The 20,092-nt window shown below is 59.0% G+C and carries 24 protein-coding genes; 9 read left to right on the top strand and 15 right to left on the bottom strand.

The features are described from left to right. Positions 1–45 precede the first annotated feature (45 nt). A complete protein-coding gene (locus tag AC2FJ6_RS04680; RefSeq protein WP_170753805.1) occupies positions 46–1,284 on the bottom strand; it encodes an aspartate kinase in 1,239 nt (412 codons plus the stop codon). Positions 1,285–1,450: 166 nt separating this feature from the next. Between AC2FJ6_RS04680 and AC2FJ6_RS04685 the strand changes: the two genes are divergently transcribed. Then, complete coding sequence (locus AC2FJ6_RS04685; RefSeq protein WP_170770017.1) at positions 1,451–1,807, top strand: hypothetical protein; 357 nt, start codon at positions 1,451–1,453, stop codon at positions 1,805–1,807. A gap of 8 nt (positions 1,808–1,815) precedes the next feature. On the opposite strand, the gene AC2FJ6_RS04690 is transcribed toward AC2FJ6_RS04685, so the two are convergent. The 4 genes from AC2FJ6_RS04690 to AC2FJ6_RS04705 form a co-directional block, all read right to left on the bottom strand. After that, entirely contained in the window at positions 1,816–2,271 is a 456-nt protein-coding gene (locus tag AC2FJ6_RS04690; RefSeq protein WP_170770016.1) for a DUF1178 family protein, read from the bottom strand. Positions 2,272–2,340: 69 nt separating this feature from the next. Next, positions 2,341–2,799, bottom strand: a complete 459-nt coding sequence (locus AC2FJ6_RS04695) for an NUDIX hydrolase (RefSeq protein WP_170770015.1) — start codon at positions 2,797–2,799, stop codon at positions 2,341–2,343. A 106-nt stretch (positions 2,800–2,905) separates the two neighbouring features. Continuing rightward, positions 2,906–3,649 (bottom strand): EcsC family protein, encoded by a 744-nt coding sequence (locus AC2FJ6_RS04700; RefSeq protein WP_170770014.1) that lies wholly within the window; start codon positions 3,647–3,649, stop codon positions 2,906–2,908. A gap of 53 nt (positions 3,650–3,702) precedes the next feature. Further along, positions 3,703–4,197, bottom strand: a complete 495-nt coding sequence (locus AC2FJ6_RS04705) for a GNAT family N-acetyltransferase (RefSeq protein ID WP_170770013.1) — start codon at positions 4,195–4,197, stop codon at positions 3,703–3,705. Positions 4,198–4,269: 72 nt separating this feature from the next. Here AC2FJ6_RS04705 and AC2FJ6_RS04710 point away from each other — a divergent pair, with 72 nt between their 5' ends. Continuing rightward, positions 4,270–4,875: a flavin reductase family protein gene (locus AC2FJ6_RS04710; RefSeq protein WP_170770012.1), complete on the top strand. Its 606-nt coding sequence runs from the start codon at positions 4,270–4,272 to the stop codon at positions 4,873–4,875. A 133-nt stretch (positions 4,876–5,008) separates the two neighbouring features. Here AC2FJ6_RS04710 and AC2FJ6_RS04715 read toward each other — a convergent pair whose 3' ends face one another. Continuing rightward, positions 5,009–6,643, bottom strand: coding sequence for a SulP family inorganic anion transporter (locus tag AC2FJ6_RS04715; RefSeq protein WP_170770011.1), 1,635 nt, complete (start codon positions 6,641–6,643; stop codon positions 5,009–5,011). Positions 6,644–6,806: 163 nt separating this feature from the next. On the opposite strand from AC2FJ6_RS04715, the gene AC2FJ6_RS04720 reads away from it, so the two are divergent. Together AC2FJ6_RS04720 and AC2FJ6_RS04725 are read left to right on the top strand one after the other, a co-directional pair. Further along, the gene (locus AC2FJ6_RS04720) at positions 6,807–7,364 is read left to right on the top strand and encodes a hypothetical protein (protein WP_170782849.1); all 558 of its coding nucleotides are present in this window, start codon (positions 6,807–6,809) and stop codon (positions 7,362–7,364) included. Between the two features lie 76 nt (positions 7,365–7,440). Continuing rightward, positions 7,441–8,313, top strand: coding sequence for an S-methyl-5'-thioadenosine phosphorylase (locus AC2FJ6_RS04725; protein ID WP_496668523.1), 873 nt, complete (start codon positions 7,441–7,443; stop codon positions 8,311–8,313). Positions 8,314–8,316: 3 nt separating this feature from the next. On the opposite strand, the gene AC2FJ6_RS04730 is transcribed toward AC2FJ6_RS04725, so the two are convergent. Continuing rightward, on the bottom strand, positions 8,317–9,174 hold the full coding sequence (locus tag AC2FJ6_RS04730; protein ID WP_496668525.1) for an alpha/beta hydrolase: 858 nt from the start codon (positions 9,172–9,174) through the stop codon (positions 8,317–8,319). A gap of 241 nt (positions 9,175–9,415) precedes the next feature. Between AC2FJ6_RS04730 and AC2FJ6_RS04735 the strand changes: the two genes are divergently transcribed. Together AC2FJ6_RS04735 and AC2FJ6_RS04740 are read left to right on the top strand one after the other, a co-directional pair. Further along, positions 9,416–10,432: a DUF418 domain-containing protein gene (locus AC2FJ6_RS04735; RefSeq protein WP_496668527.1), complete on the top strand. Its 1,017-nt coding sequence runs from the start codon at positions 9,416–9,418 to the stop codon at positions 10,430–10,432. Between the two features lie 52 nt (positions 10,433–10,484). Next, positions 10,485–11,114 (top strand): LysE family translocator, encoded by a 630-nt coding sequence (locus AC2FJ6_RS04740; RefSeq protein ID WP_170770006.1) that lies wholly within the window; start codon positions 10,485–10,487, stop codon positions 11,112–11,114. On the opposite strand, the gene AC2FJ6_RS04745 is transcribed toward AC2FJ6_RS04740, so the two are convergent. Next, positions 11,111–11,284: a hypothetical protein gene (locus AC2FJ6_RS04745; RefSeq protein WP_170354960.1), complete on the bottom strand. Its 174-nt coding sequence runs from the start codon at positions 11,282–11,284 to the stop codon at positions 11,111–11,113. The genes AC2FJ6_RS04740 and AC2FJ6_RS04745 overlap by 4 nt on opposite strands. 106 nt (positions 11,285–11,390) lie before the next feature. Between AC2FJ6_RS04745 and AC2FJ6_RS04750 the strand changes: the two genes are divergently transcribed. The 3 genes from AC2FJ6_RS04750 to AC2FJ6_RS04760 all read left to right on the top strand — a co-directional run bounded on the left by AC2FJ6_RS04750 (position 11,391) and on the right by AC2FJ6_RS04760 (position 12,795). Further along, positions 11,391–11,525 (top strand): hypothetical protein, encoded by a 135-nt coding sequence (locus AC2FJ6_RS04750; protein WP_480502776.1) that lies wholly within the window; start codon positions 11,391–11,393, stop codon positions 11,523–11,525. 80 nt (positions 11,526–11,605) lie between these two features. Then, a complete protein-coding gene (locus tag AC2FJ6_RS04755) occupies positions 11,606–12,145 on the top strand; it encodes an adenine phosphoribosyltransferase (protein ID WP_170770004.1) in 540 nt (179 codons plus the stop codon). 170 nt (positions 12,146–12,315) lie between these two features. After that, a complete protein-coding gene (locus tag AC2FJ6_RS04760) occupies positions 12,316–12,795 on the top strand; it encodes a fasciclin domain-containing protein (RefSeq protein WP_170770003.1) in 480 nt (159 codons plus the stop codon). Between the two features lie 34 nt (positions 12,796–12,829). On the opposite strand, the gene AC2FJ6_RS04765 is transcribed toward AC2FJ6_RS04760, so the two are convergent. The 7 genes from AC2FJ6_RS04765 to AC2FJ6_RS04795 form a co-directional block, all read right to left on the bottom strand. After that, on the bottom strand, positions 12,830–14,245 hold the full coding sequence (locus AC2FJ6_RS04765; protein WP_170770002.1) for an FAD-binding oxidoreductase: 1,416 nt from the start codon (positions 14,243–14,245) through the stop codon (positions 12,830–12,832). A gap of 38 nt (positions 14,246–14,283) precedes the next feature. Beyond that, positions 14,284–15,102, bottom strand: coding sequence for an MBL fold metallo-hydrolase (locus AC2FJ6_RS04770; protein ID WP_496668529.1), 819 nt, complete (start codon positions 15,100–15,102; stop codon positions 14,284–14,286). Between the two features lie 102 nt (positions 15,103–15,204). Then, the gene (locus AC2FJ6_RS04775; protein WP_170770610.1) at positions 15,205–15,789 is read right to left on the bottom strand and encodes a GNAT family N-acetyltransferase; all 585 of its coding nucleotides are present in this window, start codon (positions 15,787–15,789) and stop codon (positions 15,205–15,207) included. Then, positions 15,789–17,051, bottom strand: coding sequence for a M16 family metallopeptidase (locus AC2FJ6_RS04780; protein ID WP_496668531.1), 1,263 nt, complete (start codon positions 17,049–17,051; stop codon positions 15,789–15,791). Before AC2FJ6_RS04780 ends, AC2FJ6_RS04775 begins: the two co-directional genes overlap by 1 nt. Then, entirely contained in the window at positions 17,048–18,436 is a 1,389-nt protein-coding gene (thrC, locus tag AC2FJ6_RS04785) for a threonine synthase (RefSeq protein ID WP_170769999.1), read from the bottom strand. Before thrC ends, AC2FJ6_RS04780 begins: the two co-directional genes overlap by 4 nt. Then, positions 18,433–19,110 carry an SURF1 family protein gene (locus tag AC2FJ6_RS04790; RefSeq protein WP_170769998.1) on the bottom strand — a complete coding sequence of 226 codons (678 nt, stop codon included), beginning with the start codon at positions 19,108–19,110 and terminating at the stop codon, positions 18,433–18,435. The genes thrC and AC2FJ6_RS04790 overlap by 4 nt, the downstream gene beginning before the upstream one ends. 155 nt (positions 19,111–19,265) lie before the next feature. Next, positions 19,266–20,081: a cytochrome c oxidase subunit 3 gene (locus AC2FJ6_RS04795; protein WP_170769997.1), complete on the bottom strand. Its 816-nt coding sequence runs from the start codon at positions 20,079–20,081 to the stop codon at positions 19,266–19,268. Between the last annotated feature and the right edge of the window lie 11 nt (positions 20,082–20,092).

Raw genomic sequence — 20,092 nt, forward strand, 5'->3', positions numbered from 1 at the left:
GCCCACCCAAATTAGTGCGTCAGGCAAGACCTTTGGCTGAAACGCTCAGGCCGCCTTGTCCAGTTCAAAGGCATCATGCAGTGCCTGAACCGCAAGTTCCATGTATTTCCTGTCCACAAGGACGGAAATTTTAATCTCGGAGGTTGTGATGACCTTGATGTTGATCCCCTCATCCGAGAGAATTTTGAACATCTTGGCCGCAACACCCGATTGCGACCGCATGCCGATGCCAACCACCGAAACCTTGCAGACGTCTTCGTCGGCGACCAGTTCGGCATAGTTCAACTCACCCGCATCCTTGATCGCCAGCAATGCCTTTTCGGCGCGTGCCACCTGATCGGTCGGGCACGAGAACGTCATGTCGGTGCGTCCCTCGTCCGAGATGTTCTGCACGATCATGTCCACATTTACGCCTTCATCGCTGAGCGCGGTAAAGATGATCGAGGCGATGCCGGGGCGGTCTGCCACGGACACGACGGTCATCTTAGCTTCGTCGCGGGAATAGGCCACACCGGCCACAACATTGGATTCCATGATATCCTCCTCATCGACGACCAGCGTACCGGCCTCGTCGGATTGTTCTTCGAAACTTGAGAGAACGCGCAGTTTCACCTTGTAGCGCATCGCCAGCTCGACCGAGCGGGTCTGCAGCACCTTGGCCCCAAGCGAGGCCAATTCAAGCATTTCTTCGAACGAAATACGATCCAGCTTGCGCGCCTTTTCACAGATGCGCGGATCGGTGGTATAGACGCCGTCCACATCGGTATAGATGTCGCACCGCTCCGCGCCAAAAGCTGCGGCAAAAGCCACCGCCGTCGTATCCGATCCACCGCGACCCAGCGTGGTGATGCGGCCCTCGGGGCTGATGCCCTGGAACCCGGCGACGACGGCAACTCGCATGCCTTCGCCGAATTTCTGGTTCAGGTTCTCGGTCGGGATTTCCTCGATCCGGGCCTGGCTGTGGGCGCTGGTGGTCATCAGCGGCACCTGCCAGCCCTGCCAGCTGCGGGCGGGGATATCCATTTCCTGAAGCGTCAGCGCCATCAAGCCGGCGGTCACATTCTCGCCCGAGGATACAACCGCATCATATTCGCGCGCATCAAACAGCGGAGAGGTTTCGTTCACCCAGCCTACCAACTCATTGGTTTTACCGGACATGGCCGAGACGATGACAATGACGTCATAGCCCTTTGCCACCTCGACGCCGATACGTTTCGCAGCGCGGCGGATGCGGTCCAGGTTGGCGACAGATGTGCCGCCGAATTTCATCACGAGTACGGGCATGGGGGCTGGTGTCTCCGCGCCTTGGAATTCAGATCCCGAGCGTCTTATGTCAGGGGGGCCGCAAGGGCAAGTGTTCAAAACCTTTTCCACTGCGGTCTAACGGGTGCTTTACATCCCCCCTCCACGGTGTCAGCTTGGCCCCATTCCATTTGTGAAGAGGTTCCCCATGCCCCGCCTAGCTCTTGCTTTTGTCTTATTGTCCACACCCGCTTTGGCTCAGCAAGCCTCGCTTGCCGCAACAGATGGGCAGAACGCGCTTGGAACCGTACCCTGTGCCACCAATGCGGGCGAACCCCTGCGCAGCTGCAACGCCGAGCTGCGCCATCGAGACGATGGACGGATAACTCTGGCAGTTGGCATGGGCAATGGCGAGGTGCGCAACATCTATTTCGCCGACGGCGTCCCAGAATCCACCGATTCCGCCGCGCGGCTCAGCTATGAGACTCAGGGAAACGTCATGGTGATCTTCGTTGACCCCGGCGAGGTCTACGAAATCCCCACGGCGGCGTTGGCCCCTCGGTAAACTTAGGATCAGTTGCTTTTGCGGCTGGGGATAAAGGGCAAGGGCGCGACAGGAACGCCGTCCTCAATCAGGGCCTTGGCCTCTTCGGGTTTGGCTTCACCATAGATAGCCCGTTCTGGGGCATCACCCAAATGCATCTTGCGTGCCTCGGACGCGAAATCCTTACCCACGTAGTCCGAGTTTTCCTCGACCTTGCGCCGCAACTCGGACAGCGCCTTCTCAAGCTCGGCGGGCGGAACCGACATCTCGACCGGGTTTTCTTCGTTGGCAGGTGTTTCGCTGCGCGCCTCGACCTTTCGGGCTGGGCGCACACGCGGGGTCATGATCGCCTTTTCAACGCAAGCGTCGCCACAGATGGCACAGACCACCATGCCTGCCCCGGCAAGCTTGTCGTAAGCGGCGGCCGATTGGAACCAACTGTCAAACGCGTGGCCCTGGCTGCATTTCAAGGCGTATTGAATCATGATCCGTCCAGATTGCGATTGCCGAATAGATACTGACCATCAAAACAATGACAAGCCCCAGTCTGCAGATCAATGCGACTGCGTTGCCACCTGCCGTAACATTTGGGCGAGTTCAGGCTGATCCACCCGCGCCGCTGCCGCCCGTATCGAAAACCATACGCGCTCACGATCATCGCATTCGGGATAGCGCTCCGATAAGGACATTACCATCAGCGGAAACACATCCACCAGGCAAAGGACCGCTCCATTTTTGCGCCGTTGTTTTATGTGTGTGTAACGCCCGATCATCTCAGCCGAACAGACCCCACGCACGCCCGCTTCTTCCCAGGCTTCCTGCTGCGCTGCCTCGAACGAGGACATCCCCTTGATCAATCCGCCCTTGGGAATGATCCAGCGGCCCGACTTACGAGTTGTGATCAGCAAAACTTCGGGGGCGCCCGCACGTAAACGGTAACACAATGCGGCGGATTGTTGTCGAACCGGAATCCTGTCCGATTCCGGCGGTTGATACCACCATAGCCTGCTCATGCCCTGTGCCCCTTTCAACACCTGCGACGCCCAAAGCTTTGGTTTTTGTACTTATTTAGAGGGTCGTCGCAGAACCACTACCATACTTGGCGAACTCCACCAAGCGTCACATGCGTGCGGCCAGTTTTCGCACAAGATCGTCATGCGGGATATCGGCATCACTGGCCAATCGGCGCAAACCGAAATGCACGCGGGCGATACGCTGGTAATAGCGAGTGTAGACATAGTTCGTCCCACCCCCGGCAAGCGCCCCCAAAACAGGTACGGATTGCGCGGCGAGTTTTTGCCCCAGCACCACCGCCAGTTTCGGCGCGACGGTGGCGATCAGCTTTTGAAGGGCCGGTCCGGTCAACGTCATCCGAGCTGAAAAAAACCCGAAATCCGCACCATCGTCGAAGGACAGCGGACCCGCCGCGGACAGAACCTGCACACAATCGAATTTCACACCGTCTTCCGATGGGTCAAACCCTTCTCGTGCCGCAGCACCTTGTATGGCGCGCAACAGCATCGTGGTCGTTGCGGGCAATTCCACCAAAGAGGTCGACACTCCGCCCACACCGCCTGCTGCGCCCATGGCCGTGGTCACAGCCGTATTCACCCAAGGTCGTTGATCCGGCACCGCCCTGCGCGACCCTTCGGCGGCATGCATGGCCAGCCAAAGCGCCTGCTCGGTTGCGCCAGTCAACGCCTCTCGCACTGACGGGGGCAGTTGATCCAGCAAGGTTTCCGCAGATCCGCCCAGACTGTTGAGCAACCGAACACCCGGCCCACCCGCCGAGCGGTAGTACCCGGCCAGCCGGTCCAACTCTGCCTCGGCATCCAGTTCTTCGACAAGAACAACGTTCTGCATGCGTGCCCTCCTGTCCTAAAAAGATCGGCACTATGCCCCGTTTTTTCAATAGCTCATCGGTCCCAACGCGTTACAGGACCTTTGACATCCGTCCACGCGTCCAAGGCAAGCTCAGCCCCCAGAACCCGTTCGGGATTGGTGGGCGGCGGCATCTCAACTCCGGTCAGGCGGGCGAAGCCGAAACGACTGTAATAAGGTGCATCGCCCACCAGCATCACCCGCTCCCATCCTCTGATAAGACCTGCCTGCAAGCCCTCGTGTATGAGGAAACCGCCCAAGCCCTCCCCCTGATGGGTGGGGTGCACGGCCACCGGCCCCAGCAACAACGCATCGAAGGCCCCCACATGAACGGGCCAGAACCGGATCGCCCCCGCCAAAATGCCCTCACTATCTCGGGCCACTAGAGACAAGCCCTCAACCGGCGGAACATCATCGCGCAACCGGTACGAGGACAGCGCCTCGCGCCCAGGCGCAAAGCACAGGTCGTACAAAGCCTCGACCTCCCACCAATCGTCCGGGTCCTCCGGCTTGATCGTGAATTGCTGCACCCCTGCCCTCTTTTCCTTGCTGGAATTCGCCCTAGCACTTCGTTACGCCTTGGGCAAACGCTTGGAGTTCATATGTTCTATCGCCCCGAAGACGGCCACGGCCTGCCGCATAACCCTTTCAACGCCATCATAACCCCGCGCCCGATTGGCTGGATCTCTTCCCGCGACGGCGATGGGATCAACAATCTGGCGCCGTACTCCTTCTTCAACGGGGTCGCGTATACACCGCCACAGGTGATGTTTGCCACGACCGGGACGAAACCCGACCAAGACGGCGGCAAAGACAGTCTCGCCAATATCGAAGCAACAGGCGTTTTCTGCGTCAACGTTGTCGCCCATGCGCATCGTGATGCGATGAATGCCAGCTCCGCCGGGTTACCAAAACATGTGGATGAATTCGACCACACAGGTTTGACTCCAGTGGAGTGCGAGACGATCCCATGTGCTAGGGTTCAGGACGCGCCCGCCGCCCTGGAATGCAAGCTGACCCAGATCGTCACACTGCCCGGCGCGGCGAACCGCGTTGTTTTCGGCGAAGTCACCGGTGTCCACCTGCGCGATGACTGTTTGAAGGATGGCAAGTTCGACGTCACGGCGTTTCAGCCACTGGCACGGCTCGGATACCGCGACTATTCGGTGGTTACTGAACTATTCTCACTTAACCGCCCGGATGACTGAGCGTATAGGGGGCGCTGCCCCCGCCGCCTATTCGGCGACTCCCCCGGGATATTTATAGCCAGATGAAGCATGGGATCCTCCGTTCATCTGGCCCCAAATATCCCGGAGCGCGAGGCGGAGCCTCGCTAAATCCTCAGTGACCGCCCAGAATGCCGGTGCGAACTGAATAATCGACCGCGATTTCATAATCAGGGTCATCGTCGCTATCGACCATAAGGTGACCGGCTTTGTTCAGCAGCTTGTGGCAATCTCGACTCAGATGGCGCAGCATCACACGTTTACCGGCCGCTTCGTATTTGCCGGCGATGTTTTCGATCGCCTGAAGGGCAGATTGATCGACCACACGGCTTTCGGCGAAATCCACTATGACGGTCTCGGGATCATTCGGGACATCGAAAAGTTCGACAAATCCGTCAGAAGAACCAAAGAACAGAGGGCCTTGGATTTCGTAGACTTTCGCACCTTTCTCTGTTTCAGAATCCCGCGTAATCGCATGGATGCGCTTGGCGTTGTTCCAGGCATAGGCCAGAGCCGAGACGATGACGCCGACGACAACTGCAACCGCAAGGTCCTCCATCACCGTGACAACCGTCACCAGCACGATGACGAACGCATCCATCAGAGGCACCTTGCGCATGATGTTGAACGAGTTCCAAGCAAAGGTACCGATCACCACCATGAACATCACGCCGACCAGCGCGGCCAGCGGAATCTGCTCGATCAGCGGAGACGCGAAAAGGATGAAAATCAACAGAAACACGGCTGCCGCGATGCCGGCAATTCGAGTTCGACCACCGGATTTCACGTTTATCATCGACTGGCCGATCATCGCGCAGCCACCCATGCCACCGAAGAACCCGGTAGCGACGTTGGACACGCCTTGCGCGATGCATTCCTGTGACGCTCCGCCCCGTTTGCCCGTGATTTCACCCACAAGATTCAGGGTCAGCAGCGATTCAATCAGGCCGATGGCGGCCAGAATGACGGCGTAGGGCAGGATGATTTCAAAGGTTTCCCAGGTCAGCGGCACCATCGGAATGTGGAAAGGCGGCAGGCCGCCTTCGATCGAGGCCAGATCGCCTACGCGCGGTACATCCAAGCCAAAGCCGATCACCAGCGCGGCAACAACGACAATCCCGGCCAGAGGGGCCGGAACAACACGCGTGATGCGCGGCATGACCCAAATCACCGCCATGGTCAGCGCGACCAAGCCCAGCATGGTGTAAAGCTGCAGACCCGAGAGCCACTCACCTCCGCCCATGCCGTGGCCGGTGTTTTCCATGGTGCCCGGCACCTTGAATTGGCCAAGTTGTGCTAGAAAGATGACGATCGCCAGACCGTTCACAAAGCCCAGCATCACCGGATGCGGCACCAAGCGGATAAACCGGCCCCAATGCATGGCCCCGGCGATCACTTGCAGAATGCCCATCAGAACCACGGTCGCAAACAGGTATTCCACGCCATGTTCCGCCACCAGCGCCACCATCACAACCGCCAAGGCCCCGGTCGCACCCGAGATCATGCCCGGGCGCCCGCCGATCAGCGCCGTGATCAGGCCAACCATGAAGGCAGCATAGAGGCCAACCAACGGATGCACGCCCGCGACGAAAGCAAATGCCACCGCTTCGGGCACCAGCGCAAGGGCAACGGTCAGGCCAGACAGCAGTTCGATCCGCAGACGGGACGGTGTCAGCCCTTCATCCGGCACCCAACGCAGGTCGGGTTTGGCGATACGGTTGGCAAAGCTTGCCAGCATGGCTCGGGGCATGGAATGTCCTGTCGGTTGATCTGCGCGCGAAAGGGGCCTTCTACCTGTCATCCGCCCTCTGAGCCACCGCATCAGGCGGGAGGCTGCTATGCACAGGACGCATAGCCGTTATCTCACAAAGTCGTGAGTTGAACCTGCCACACCGGGGGCACACCTTTGCGCCATGCGATGGCTGATCTTGTTTCTTCTGACCCCTATTGCTGCCTTGGCGCAGGATTTGCAGGGCAATGACACTGCCAGTAACTGGCGTGTGACCCATTATGAAACCTACGGGGTCTGGAATTCCATCTGCGATGAGCGCGAGGAATACGGGGCGCTCAAGCAACGCTGTTACATTCGCCGGGCCGAGGTGTTTTCGCTGCGCCCGAAATTTGGAGCACAGTTCATCTTTATCACCCCTGCCCCGGATGGCGTGGAGATCGAGTTCGGTATCGAGCCCGGCACGTTGTTCCGGCCATCCGGCTTTCGGATCGATGGAAAGGACGGAGCGGTTTGGCGCACGCGCAGACCTGGATGTCTGACCGGGTTGAGCTGCACGTTTGACGGCGTCGGTGCGGATGAGATCGTTGAAGCCATGCTGAAGGGCGAGGCCTATCGGTTCGAATTCCGCGACAGGCATGGGCAGGCACAGGACCTAACATGGCCATTGCAGGAATTCAGCGCCGCTTGGGCGGATTTCCAACAACAGGCGCAGGCGCGCAGTCTGTTGACGTCACAATAAGCCGCATTGCCCCTTGTCAGCCGTCGTCGCTCGGCGCACAAATCCTTCAACTCGCACAACAACTCGGAGAAAGCACGTGACCCAGACCAAGATAGCCGTCATCGGCGGATCAGGCATCTACGACATTGACGGGTTGGAAAATGCAGAATGGATCACTGTCGAGACGCCCTGGGGAGACCCTTCAGACCAGATCCTGACCGGGTCATTGGACGGTGTTGCAATGGCGTTCCTGCCCCGCCATGGGCGCGGCCACGTGCACTCTCCGACCGAGGTACCCTATCGCGCCAATATCGACGCGTTGAAACGGCTGGGTGTCACCGATGTGATCTCGGTCTCTGCCTGCGGGTCGTTTCGCGATCATATGGCACCGGGGGACTTCGTGATCGTAGATCAGTTCATCGACCGGACCTTTGCGCGCGAGAAAAGCTTTTTCGGCACCGGTTGCGTGGCGCATGTCAGCGTGGCCCATCCAACCTGCCCGCGCCTGTCGGATGCGTGTGAAACCGCAGGCAAGGCCGCCGGGATCAATATCCACCGCGGTGGCACCTATCTGGCGATGGAAGGCCCGCAATTCTCATCGCTGGCGGAATCCAAAATGTACCGCGAACACTGGGGCTGTGACGTGATCGGCATGACCAACATGCCTGAGGCCAAGCTCGCCCGCGAGGCCGAGCTGTGCTACGCCTCAATCGCGATGGTCACGGATTACGACAGTTGGCACCCTGACCACGGCGAGGTTGACGTCATCGCCATTATCGCCACCCTGACCGGCAACGCGGAAAAAGGCAGGGCCCTGGTCAAAGGGTTGCCCGTGCTTTTGGGGGCAGACCGTGCCCCCTGCCCGCATGGATGTGACCGTGCGTTGGAATACGCCATTCTGACAGCACCGGAAAAACGTGACCCGGCCCTGCTGGCCAAACTGGATGCGGTGACCGGGCGGATCCTTTGACCGCTAATTGATCAGCGCCTGTTGTACTTGATCCCATAGGCCGTAGGACCAGAGGTCGTTATGCATACCGTCGGGAATGATGAAAAGCTGCGCGTTGTCTCCGGCCATTTCGGCCAGAGACTGCCCGTGGTGGACCGGGATGGTCGTGTCCGCCGTGCCGTGGAAGATCAGCGTTGGCACGCTGACTTGATCAATCAGGTCGCGGGTTGCGAATTGGTCCTTCATAAGGGCTGAGACCGGCAGGAACGGATAACGTTCAGCTGCGACATCGACCGTTGCGGTGAACGGTGCCTCCAACACCAACAGGCGTGCATCAGGGCGCTGCGCGGCCACGGCGGCGGCAACGCCGGTCCCAAGGCTTTGCCCATGCAGAACGACCGAGTGACCCGCCGCAGCAAGGCGGTCATACATCTGGATCCCATCGCCGATCAGCGCCGGTTCAGAGGGCGTGCCCTCACTACCCGGAAAGCCGCGATAGCTGGGGGCGAATAGGCCGAAACCACTGTTGAGGATTTCACGCATCCGATCTGCGCGATCCCCCAGGCTGCCGGATTGACCATGGAAAAACAGCACTGTAGGCGCGCCTTCTGTGGCCGGAGGAGCCGTCCAAACAGCCAGCTGGGTACCATCGGCCATGGGCAGTGAAAGCACCTCGACATCCGCCAGACCGACCGTAGCCGGCGCAGGTAGCGTCTCGCCCGGTTTGAACAACAGCGATTGTTGGTTGGCGTACATATACCCAAGGATCGCGGCATAGACAGCAGCACAGATCGCAACCAACAGGATCAGCGCCCTTTTGAGCCACGCGCTTGTGAGTACATGCCCCGTGTTGTGCGGATGATCCGTTTGCACCTGTGCCATAGGCCTCCTCCCGGTTGAAATCTGCCTGTTCATAGACTGGGAACCCTGCCCTGTGTTTCAAGGCACGACCGCGCGGTTTAATGCAATCTTCAGACTGTTGCGGAAATACCGCCCTGTGCGCGGGTTGGATAGGGTCAAGGTTGAAAACAGGCGCAGCCGCTCGCGATTTGTTTACAGGGTGCAGCCGCACTTGCGCCACAAAGACCCAGCAGAACCGCAGGCGACAACTATGAGGACAAGCATGAAACGGTTAGAGGCACTGGACGCAGCCCGGTTTTTGGCGTTCTGCGGTATGGTGTTGGTTAATTTCCGGATCGCGGCGCAGGTTGCGCCAGATGGCGGCTGGGCGACGGCTCTGGTCGATGCGCTGGAGGGGCGTGCAGCGGCCTTGTTCGTGATCCTGGCCGGGATCGGCGTCAGCCTGTCACACATCGCGGCCCCTCTGCTGCTGCGGCGTGCTTTGTTCCTTTTTGGATTGGGGCTGATCAACATGAACGTGTTTGACGCCGACATCCTGCATTTCTACGCATTGTATTTTGTGGTCGGCGCAGCGTTTTTGACCGCCTCGGCGCGAAGCCTTTGGTTGAGCGCTCTGGGTATCGTCGGATTGGCTGTACTGGCCAATCTGACCTTCGACTACAGCAATGGATGGAACTGGGCGACCCTGACGTATAACGACCTCTGGACCTTACCCGGTTTTCTGCGCAACGCGGTCTTCAACGGCTGGCATCCGGTTTTGCCATGGGCTGCGTTCCTGCTGATTGGCATGGCAATTGGGCGGTCAGAACTCCACACGATCTGTATCCAACACCGCCTGATCATGTGGGGGTTCGGCGCAGCCGTGCTTGCAATGTTTCCTTCGATGCTGGTCAAGGACCCTGACCTGGTCGCTTACCTGGGCACCGATTCCATTCCGCCCGGACCATTCTATATCCTCGCCGGAACCGGATCGGCCTGCGTGGTGATCGGGCTGCTGCTGAAACTGTGGCCAAAGCTCAAACGCTTGGGCGTCGCATCAGCTTTGACAGCGCCGGGGCGGATCAGCCTGACACTGTATGTCGCGCATATCCTGATCGGTATGGGCGCGCTAGAGGAAGCAGATCTGCTGGACGGCTCTCTCTCCCCCGCTCAGATTGTCTTCTATGCGCTGGGCTTTTGCATACTGTCTTCACTGGCGGGCCTGCTTTGGTCGCGTTGGTTCACGCGTGGACCGCTTGAGGGCCTGATGCGTCGCATGACTCAGCCACGTGCGGCTTGACCTTCTCGGTATCGCAGGGCTTTCTGGCGGTACTATTCTGACAGGAGCCCCCATGTCCCTTGATCTCTGGCTGGCCTTTGTGGCTGCCTCGACTGCACTGTTGCTGATCCCCGGACCGACCGTCCTGCTGGTGCTAAGTTATGCTCTGTCGAAAGGACGCAGCGTTGCCGTGGCCTCGGCCACTGGCGTTGCCGTCGGAGATCTGATCGCCATGACCGCGTCTTTGCTGGGCTTAGGCGCACTGGTGCTGGCCTCCGCCACCTTGTTTTCGGTCCTGAAATGGGTGGGGGCAGCCTATCTGATCTGGCTTGGCATCAAATTGCTGCGCAGCGCCCCATCCGGTGGGTTGAGCACCGTCGAGACCAGCCGGGACGTCACTGCCCGCAGCGTGTTCGGTCACGCCGCAGCCGTGACGGCGCTAAACCCGAAATCCATTGCCTTTTTCATTGCTTTCGTGCCGCAATTCCTGCGCCCCTCGGACCCTCTGGGCCCGCAATTCATCATCCTGATAGCCACATTCGTCGGACTCGCTTGGCTGAACGCGCTAGCCTATGCGCTGCTGGCAGATCGGCTGCGGGTGATGATCGGACGAGCGGGCGTGATCACTGCCATGACCCGGTTCGGAGGGCTGGCCCTGATCGGAATGGGTGTCGCGACTGCGGTTTTGCGCCGTCCAGCCTAGTCTTCGGCGTTTTCCTTCATGAAGCCGCGTATGAACCGCCGAATTTCGCGGGCGGCCGAAGTGTCCAACTCTTTGCACAGTTCGACAAAAGCGTCCCGCTCATCCTTGTCCAGACGCAGGACCAACTGACTGTTTTTCTTGGTAGAACCCTTACCGTCTTTCTTGGCCACGCTGCACATCCCTGACAAAGTCTTGATTCTTTCCGAGATGCATTGTATATACATCGCATAGAAATTGTAGTTATCGAGCACCTAACAATAAATAAGGAATATGGCAATGAACCTTCATGCTGCTCAGGCATTTCTTTTGCAAGACCAGCGCAACTGGCGCAAACCTCACCTAGCTTGGCTGCCCTCGGCGCTGTATCGCTATAAAAGCTTCCCGACCATTCTTGCGGGACGTCATAAATAAACACTCGCAATCAATCCTTGCATGACCGACCCCAATGGGCCAAACAGCCCAGCGTGTTTTGACGCCAAAGGGGTCCTTCCATGTCCAGAAACAAAACGGTCAAGGATTACATCCGAACCATCGTCGATTTCCCCCATGAAGGGATCATGTTCCGGGACGTGACAACGCTGTTCGCCGACCCGCGCGGGTTTCGCATGGCGATTGATCAGATGCTGCACCCTTATGCTGGCGAGCGGATTGACAAGGTTGTGGGGCTTGAGGCCCGCGGCTTCATTCTGGGCGGCGCGATTGCCCACCAACTGAGTGTCGGGTTCGTCCCGATCCGCAAGAAGGGCAAGCTACCCGGCACGACGATCAGCCAAGACTACAAGCTGGAATATGGTGAGGCTATCGTTGAGATCCACGACGACGCGATCCAGCCCGGCGAAAAAATCCTGGTGGTCGATGATCTTCTGGCCACCGGGGGCACAGCTGCCGCCGGGATCAAACTGATCGAGAGATTGGGCGGTGAGATCATCTCTTGCGCGTTCATCATCGACCTACCCGACCTTGGCGGTCGCAAATTGCTGGAGGAGATGGACATGGATGTGCATGTCCTGTGCGAATTCGAAGGTCTCTGACTGCAAACTGATCACAAAGCTGTGAGTTGAAAATTCGTTCTACGCTGGCTTAGCGCAGAGTTTGGCGGCTTCAAGTCAAAGTCATCAACATATTCAGTGATCCTGTTTTGAATAGCGCGCGTACCCCTGTTGATGCCACCAAGGGCATCCCAACAAGGGAACCTTTTATCATGTTTCGCAAATTCGCAATTGCCGGCGTGTCCGGCGCCCTGATCGCCACCGCTGCTTTAGCCGGAGCCAAGAAAGACATAGTGGATACCGCTGTCGGCGCGGGCAGCTTTGAGACTCTGGTCGCTGCTGTTCAGGCCGCCGAGTTGGTGGATACTTTGAAAGGTGAAGGTCCATTTACGGTCTTCGCCCCGACTGACGAAGCCTTCGCAGCCCTGCCTGAAGGGACCGTTGAGTCTCTGCTCAAGCCCGAAAATAAAGATCAACTGGTCGCTGTTCTGACCTATCACGTGGTACCGGGCAAAGTGATGTCGGGTGATCTGTCCGACGATATGAAGGCTGCGACCGTGCAAGGCGGCGACGTGACAATCGATCTGGACAACGGCGTGATGGTAAATGACGCCTCAGTCGTTCAGGCCGATATCGAAACGACGAATGGCGTGATCCACGTTATCGACAAAGTGATCCTGCCATCCTCGTAAAACGGCGCGCGGCTCGGGGGTACCCGGGCCGCACTTATACCGACAAAACAGCCCCGGGGTTCATGATGCCCTTGGGATCGAGCGCAGACTTGATCGACCGCATTGCAGCCAGCTTGGCCGGATCGGCATAGCGTTCCAGATCATCTGTCTTCAGCCGTCCAATCCCATGCTCTGCGCTAACCGATCCACCGAACTTGTGCACAAGATCGTGGATGGCACGCTTGATCGGGGCCCGCTGCACATCGAAATCAGATCGACTACGCCCTGCCGGGGGAAACACGTTGTAGTGAAGATTGCCGTCCCCCAGATGACCGAAACAGTTGATGCGAAACGGCCCCAACATGGCAACAACCTCTGCCCCCTGTCGGATAAACGCGGGGATTTCCGAGATCGGCACGGAGATATCATGGCTCGAAACTGAGCCGATCAGCCGGTTCGCCTCGGGGATTCGCTCGCGCACAGCCCAAAGATCAGCCCGCTGCGCTTCGCTTTGCGCGATCACGGCATCCCGGACCAAACCCCTTGCCTCAGCCGCTGAATAGAGCGTCTCAAGTGCCTCTTGAGGCGCGGTATCGCCGAACAATCCAATCTCGATCAATACGGACCATTCCGGCGGGGATGCAAACGGCTGACGTATATCCGGCAGCACCTCGGACAGAAAGTGCAGCCCCTGCCTGTGGATCAGCTCGAACGTGCTGACACCGTCCCCCAACTGATCCCGCGCAAGGGCCAACAAATCAATGGCAGCTTCGGGCGACGGGACCTGCACTATCGCCGTTCCAACCCCAGCAGGACACGGCGACAGCTTAAGCGACGCCGCGGTGATGATCCCCAACGTTCCTTCAGACCCGATCAGCAAATTGCGCAGGTCATAACCGGTATTGTCCTTCCGCAACCGGCTAAGCCCATGCCAGATCTCCCCATTGGGCAGAACCGCCTCAAGCCCCAGGCACAGATCGCGTGCATTGCCATAGCGCAGGACGTTGACCCCACCCGCATTGGTCGCAAGGTTGCCGCCAATCCGGCACGACCCTTCCGCAGCCAGAGACAGAGGAAACAAGCGGTTTGCTTGCCGGGCAGCTGCTTGAATATCAGCCAGAACGGCCCCGGCCTCGGCAATCAGAATATTCTCGGTCGGATAAACCGCCCGGATAGCTGTCATCCGCTCCAACGAGATCAACAACGGCGCAGGCCCATCAGGCATCACCTGCCCACCGACCAGGCCGGTTCCGCCCCCATAAGGCACAACCGGTACCGACGCCGCGGACGCCAACCGTATCAACGCCGCGACGTCTTCCGTTTGTCGCGGGGCCGCGACAAGACCGACCTGTCCTGAAAATCTGCGGCGCGGCTCCTCTGCATATCGCGGCTCGGGCACACGCAAAACACCATCGCCCAGAGTGTCGCGGAGGGATTGAGCAAAGGTTTCGTCAGCAGGATTCAATGTCATAGGCATTCCTTGCCCAACTCCGCCGGACCCGACAAGCCCTATTCAAGCTCAATCAAGTATTGCGGCTCCAGCACCACCACCGTCGGCCGATCCGGCAATGTGCGCAGCGACACAGTCAATTCCGAGATACCATCCCGCTCAACCGGGAACTCATCCCGGATATCGACCAGAAACCGATCCAGCGAAAAGCCCGAAAACCAATGCATCGGAATAATGACCGAGCTTTTCAACCGCTTCAGCACCTCAATCATCTCGGGCAGCGGCATGGTCGTGCCCCCATCTACCGCGGCCATGACCACGTCCAGCCGCCCCAAGGCTGCGAATTGTTCGTCCGACGGGACATGATGCAAATGCCCCAGATGGCCAATGCACAGCCCCTCGATTTCGAAAACAAAGATAGAGTTTCCGCGCTCCTCAACCCCGCCATAGACCGAACGAATGTCGGTCGAGACATTGCGCACCAGCATCTCACCCAAATCCAGATGATGCTCGATCCCCTGCCCGAACTCCCCCCAACCGGGCAAGACATGCGGAATCGCCGGGTCGGGATGCGCCGTCCAATGGGTGCTATGAGCATGGTTCATCGTGACCACATCCGGGATCAGATCGGCACTGCCAATAAACCCTGTGAAATCCGTCACCGCATTCAACCCGCCCCGCGTCTGAATCAGAAACGAGGCATGGGCGACATAGCTGATCCGCATCGAAAACTCCGGCACCGGGTCCGTCCAGGCGGCTTTGTGAACATACTCAATTCCAGGTGCGGCATCCGCAATGGCAATACAATGGCTTGGCCGCCGCTCCTGCGCCGCAGCCCCACCCGAAATCACCAACAATATCGCAACCACCCAGCGCATAACCCGATACTAGCGCAGATGCGCCGCAAGTCATGCCCCTTGTTCTTCTGTTCAAAAATACCTCGGGGGAGGCGCGGCTTGCCGCGACGGGGGCAGAGCCCCCTAGCCCGCGTCGGTCCTGCCGCGACGGTCCGACCGCAGGCACGCATACAGAACATGCGTCCGCCAACGTCCATTGATCTGCAAATAGGATTGCGCCACGCCCTCATATTTGAAGGCTGACCGCTCCAGCAACCCGCGCGAGGGCTTGTTTTCGGGCAAACACGCCGCCTCGATCCGGCTCAGATCCAAGCGCGTAAAGGCATGATGCACAACTGCCCCGATCGCCTCGCGCATATAGCCGTTCCGCGCATAGGCCTGCCCGGTCCAATACCCCAGCGTTCCCGCCTGCGCAGGACCCCGCCGAATATTATCCAGCGTGATCGCGCCGACCAGCCGGTCATCCTCGCGCCGGAACAGAAACAGCGGTATCGCCGTCCCGCTCGCGACCGAGCGCTGCGCCCAATAAACCCGGTTGGTAAAAGACTTGCGGCTTAGGTGGTCCTTGGCCCAGATCGGCTCCCACGGGGTGAGAAACTCTTTTGAGGCCCGCCGCAGCGCCGCCCAGTCGTTGAAATCGGAATGCACCGGCGGGCGCAGGCTGAGGCGCGCTGTCTCAAGTTTCAGCTTGCGTCGGCCCAGAAGCATCACGCCGCGCGCCTCTCCTGCAATTCCGCCAATGTGGGCGCGCCCGAGACCGGACCATATAGCGCCAGCGCCGCCGGGGCCTGTATCGCCATGGTTTCGGCAAAGGCACGCACGTCCTCGGTGCTGACCGCATCAATCTTGGCTACGGTATCTTCAAGCGAGGGCACCCGGCCCCAAATCTGCACCAACCGCGCCAGACGCTCAGCCCGGTTCGAGGGGCTTTCAAGCCCCATCAGCATTCCGGCCTTCATCTGCGCACGCGCACGGGCGACCTCTTCGGGGCTCATATCTTCGGCAGCGTGCTTCATCTCGTCGATTGTGATCGTCGCCAGCTCGCCCACCTGATCGGCTGACGTACCTGCATAGATCGTGGTCGTTCCGGTATCCGCATAGGCCCCGGTTTGCGCAAAGATCGTATAGCAGAGCCCGCGTGTCTCGCGCACCTCCTGGAACAAGCGCGATGACATACCCCCACCCAAAGCGGTCGAGTAAATCTGCGCGGTATAGATCGCATCATCACGGTAGCCGGGGCTTTCCAACGCCAGCGCAAAATGCGCCTGTTCCAGCTCTTTCTCCTGTCGCGCTTCGCCGCCGGTGAACTTCGCGGCTTCTGCAATCAATCCCTTGCGCGGTTGCAGATGGCCAAACATCTCTTCGGCCATTTTCATCAGCGCGTCATGATCCACGGCGCCAGCCGCAGATAGGATCATCTGCTCAGGGCCATAGTGTTCAGCCACGAAACCCGACAAGTCCTCGCGCGAAAACGCGCTGACCCGTTCGGACGGTCCCAGAATGGTACGGCCCAGAGGTTGGTCGTGATAGCTCTGCTCTTGCAGCCAATCGAAAATCACGTCGTCGGGCGTGTCATAAGCCTGACCGATCTCTTGCAGGATCACGCCGCGCTCGACCTCGATCTCGCGCGGGTCGAAGATGGGGTTCAGAACGATGTCGCCGATCACGTCCATCGCCAGCGCTACGTCATCTTGCAGAACACGCGCATAATAGGCCGTCACCTCGCGCGAGGTGTAGGCGTTGATATAGCCGCCCACATCCTCGATCGCCTCGGCGATTTGCAAAGCCGAACGTCGCTCGGTTCCCTTGAACGCCATATGCTCAAGGAAATGCGCAATGCCGTTCTGTTCGATCCGCTCGTTCCGCGCACCCGCGGTCACCCAGATGCCGATGGCCGCAGATTGCAGCCCCGGCATGTTCTCACTGACGATCCGAAATCCGTTCTTCAGCTGGTCTTGTCTGACAGTCACTCGGCGATATGCCCTTTGATATGATCCTCGAGGGCACCCAGATCATTGGCAATCCGTGTCACCCGTTCCGGACGTTCATACAGATCAGACATGCGGGATGGAAGAGGCGGATGTTCCCCGCTTGCCTTCTCGACCGCTGCCGGGAATTTCGCCGGGTGGGCGGTGGCCAGAGTGATCATCGGAACCGCCACTGCGCGTTGTTCTTCGGCGACCTTAATTCCAACGGCAGTGTGCGGGCAGACCAGTTCGGCACTGTGGGCCAGCGTGTGTTTGATTGTCGTCAGCGTTTCATCCTCGGACACACGTCCCGAGTCGAAGCTTTCGCGCAGGGCCTCCATCGCGCCCTGACTGACGTTGAAACCCCCGCGTTTCAACTCATCCATCAACTGCGCCACGGCGCTGCCATCCTCGCCATATGCGTAGTAAAGCGCCCGTTCAAAGTTCGAGCTGACCTGAATGTCCATCGACGGGCTGATCGACGGGATAGTGTCGCCCTTGAAATACCCCTCGCCCGACAGGCAGCGATGCAGGATGTCGTTCTGGTTGGTCGCCACAACCAGACGATCAATGGGCAGCCCCATGCGTTTGGCCAGATAGCCCGCAAAGATGTCGCCGAAATTGCCGGTGGGCACGGTAAAGCTGACCTTGCGATGCGGCGCGCCAACACTGACAGCCGCCGAGAAGTAATAGACGATTTGTGCCAGCACCCGAGCAAAGTTTATCGAGTTCACACCAGCCAACTTGACACCGTCACGGAAGTCAAAATCGTTGAACATATCCTTCAGCGCGGCCTGACAATCGTCAAAATCGCCATCCACAGCCAACGCATGGACATTGCTGTCAGCGGGCGTCGTCATCTGGCGGCGTTGCACTTCGGACACGCGGCCATGCGGAAACAGTATGAACACATCCACCGCGTCCAGTCCGCGAAACGCCTCAATCGCGGCTGATCCGGTATCGCCACTGGTTGCACCTACAATGGTCACACGGTCATTGCGCCGCTTCAGCGCCACCTGGAACAGCTGACCAATCAGCTGCATGGCAAAGTCCTTGAAGGCCAGAGTGGGGCCGTGGAACAGTTCCAGCAGGAAGTGGTTTTCGTTCAGCTGCTTTAGCGGAGCGCGGGCGTCATGGCCAAAGCCTTCGTAGGCGCGGGCGATGATGTCCTTGAACTCCTGCTCGGTGAACGAGCCGCTGACATAGGGCCACATCACACGGAACGCGATCTCTTCATAGGGCAGACCGGCCAGAGCGGCGATCTCATCATGGCTCATCACCGGAATCTCAGCGGGCAGGTACAAGCCGCCATCACGGGCAAGGCCGGTCAGCATCGCCTCTTCAAAAGTCAGTTCCGGCGCTTGGCCTCGGGTCGAGATATATTTCATTGCTCTTCACTCTGTGCAGGGGCGCGGTTGCGCCACAGGAAATAACCGGTCATCGCGGCCCAGACCAGAGCCAGACCAAACCATGTGATTGCGTATTGTAGATGATCGTTCGGGATGCCTGCCGTATCCACCGGCAGAGGCGTCACGCCCGGATCGGTCTCAGACCGGGCGATCAGCAGAATGGGCTCGGCCCCCAAAGCTGCGGCCAGATTGGGCACATCGCGGGCGAACCAGATATTGCTGTCGATATCAGGTTCTGGCGTGTAGCTGTCGATCTCATCCGGCCAATGCAGGTTGCCGGTTACGGTCATTGGCCCGGTCAGTCGCTCGACCAGTTTCGCCGTGGTGGGCACAAAGCCGCGATCCACCAAAATAGTCCGATCCTCGGTGCTGAACGACTGGATGATCCGATAGCCCGCCCCGACCTGCTTGACCGAGACCAGAACGTGGATCTCCCCCGGCTCCATATCGCCCGAGATTGTCACCGGCAGGTATTTGTCGGTGTCTTCGGAAACGCTCGACGGCAGGTCCACAGGATCTGCTGCTATGCGCGAGTCGATCTCGGCCAGAACGCCTTCTTTCCAGGCCAAACGCTGCACCTGCCAGACGCCCAGCGACAGCAGCACGCCCAGACCGGCAAGCCCGAAGATCAGCAGGAACAAAATGCGGCGCATAGTCAGGTGAAACCTTGTTACAGAAACCGGCGTCTTGTTAAGGGCAGCGTAATCCCGATTGCAACCACGCAATTGTATGGGGCGCAATCTTGCGCCCCCGATCGAGAAAAAGCCGCCCCTCGGGGCGGCTTTTGCAATTTACCTATCTGAGCGGATCAGAACAGCGGAGCCTGACCCCAGATATAAACGGCAAAGAAAAGGAACAGCCAGACGACGTCCACAAAGTGCCAGTACCAAGCGGCGGCCTCAAATCCCACGTGTTTTTCAGGTGTGAAATCGCCCTTCAGTGCTCGGATCAGGCAGACACTCAAGAAGATCGTCCCGATGATCACATGCGCGCCGTGGAAACCGGTTGCCATGAAGAAGTTCGAATAGAACTGGTCGCCACCGAATTCCCAGCCTTCATGCGCCAGCAGCTCATAATACTCGAACGCCTGCAAGCCGGTGAACGCAATACCCAGCACAATACCAATAGCCAGACCCTGCACCAACGCCTTGCGGTCGTTGTTGTGAACCAGAGCGTGGTGCGCCCATGTGATCGCACAGCCCGACAGCAACAGGACCAAGGTATTGATCAGCGGCAGGTGGAACGGGTCAACCGCATGGATATCGGGCTGGATGTACTCGGTTCCGGCATAGTCGTACATCGGATACATGCGATGTTTGAAGAACGACCAGAACCAGGCAAAAAAGAACATCACTTCGGACATCACGAACAGGATGAAGCCATAGCGCAGGCCGATGCGCACCACCGGCGTGTGGTCGCCCGCGCGGCTTTCGGCCACCACTTCGGACCACCAGGCGAACATGGTGTATAGAACGGCAACCAGACCCATCCAGAACATGAACGACGTGACGCCGTGCATCCACAGGACGGCTCCGAACAGCATCACAAAGCCGCCAACGGCGCCGATCAGCGGCCAGATCGACGGGGCCAGAATGTGATAATCGTGGTTTTTAGCGTGTGCCATCAGCGTCCCTC

The sequence above is a fragment of the Ruegeria sp. CDSA089 genome (assembly GCF_059612205.1).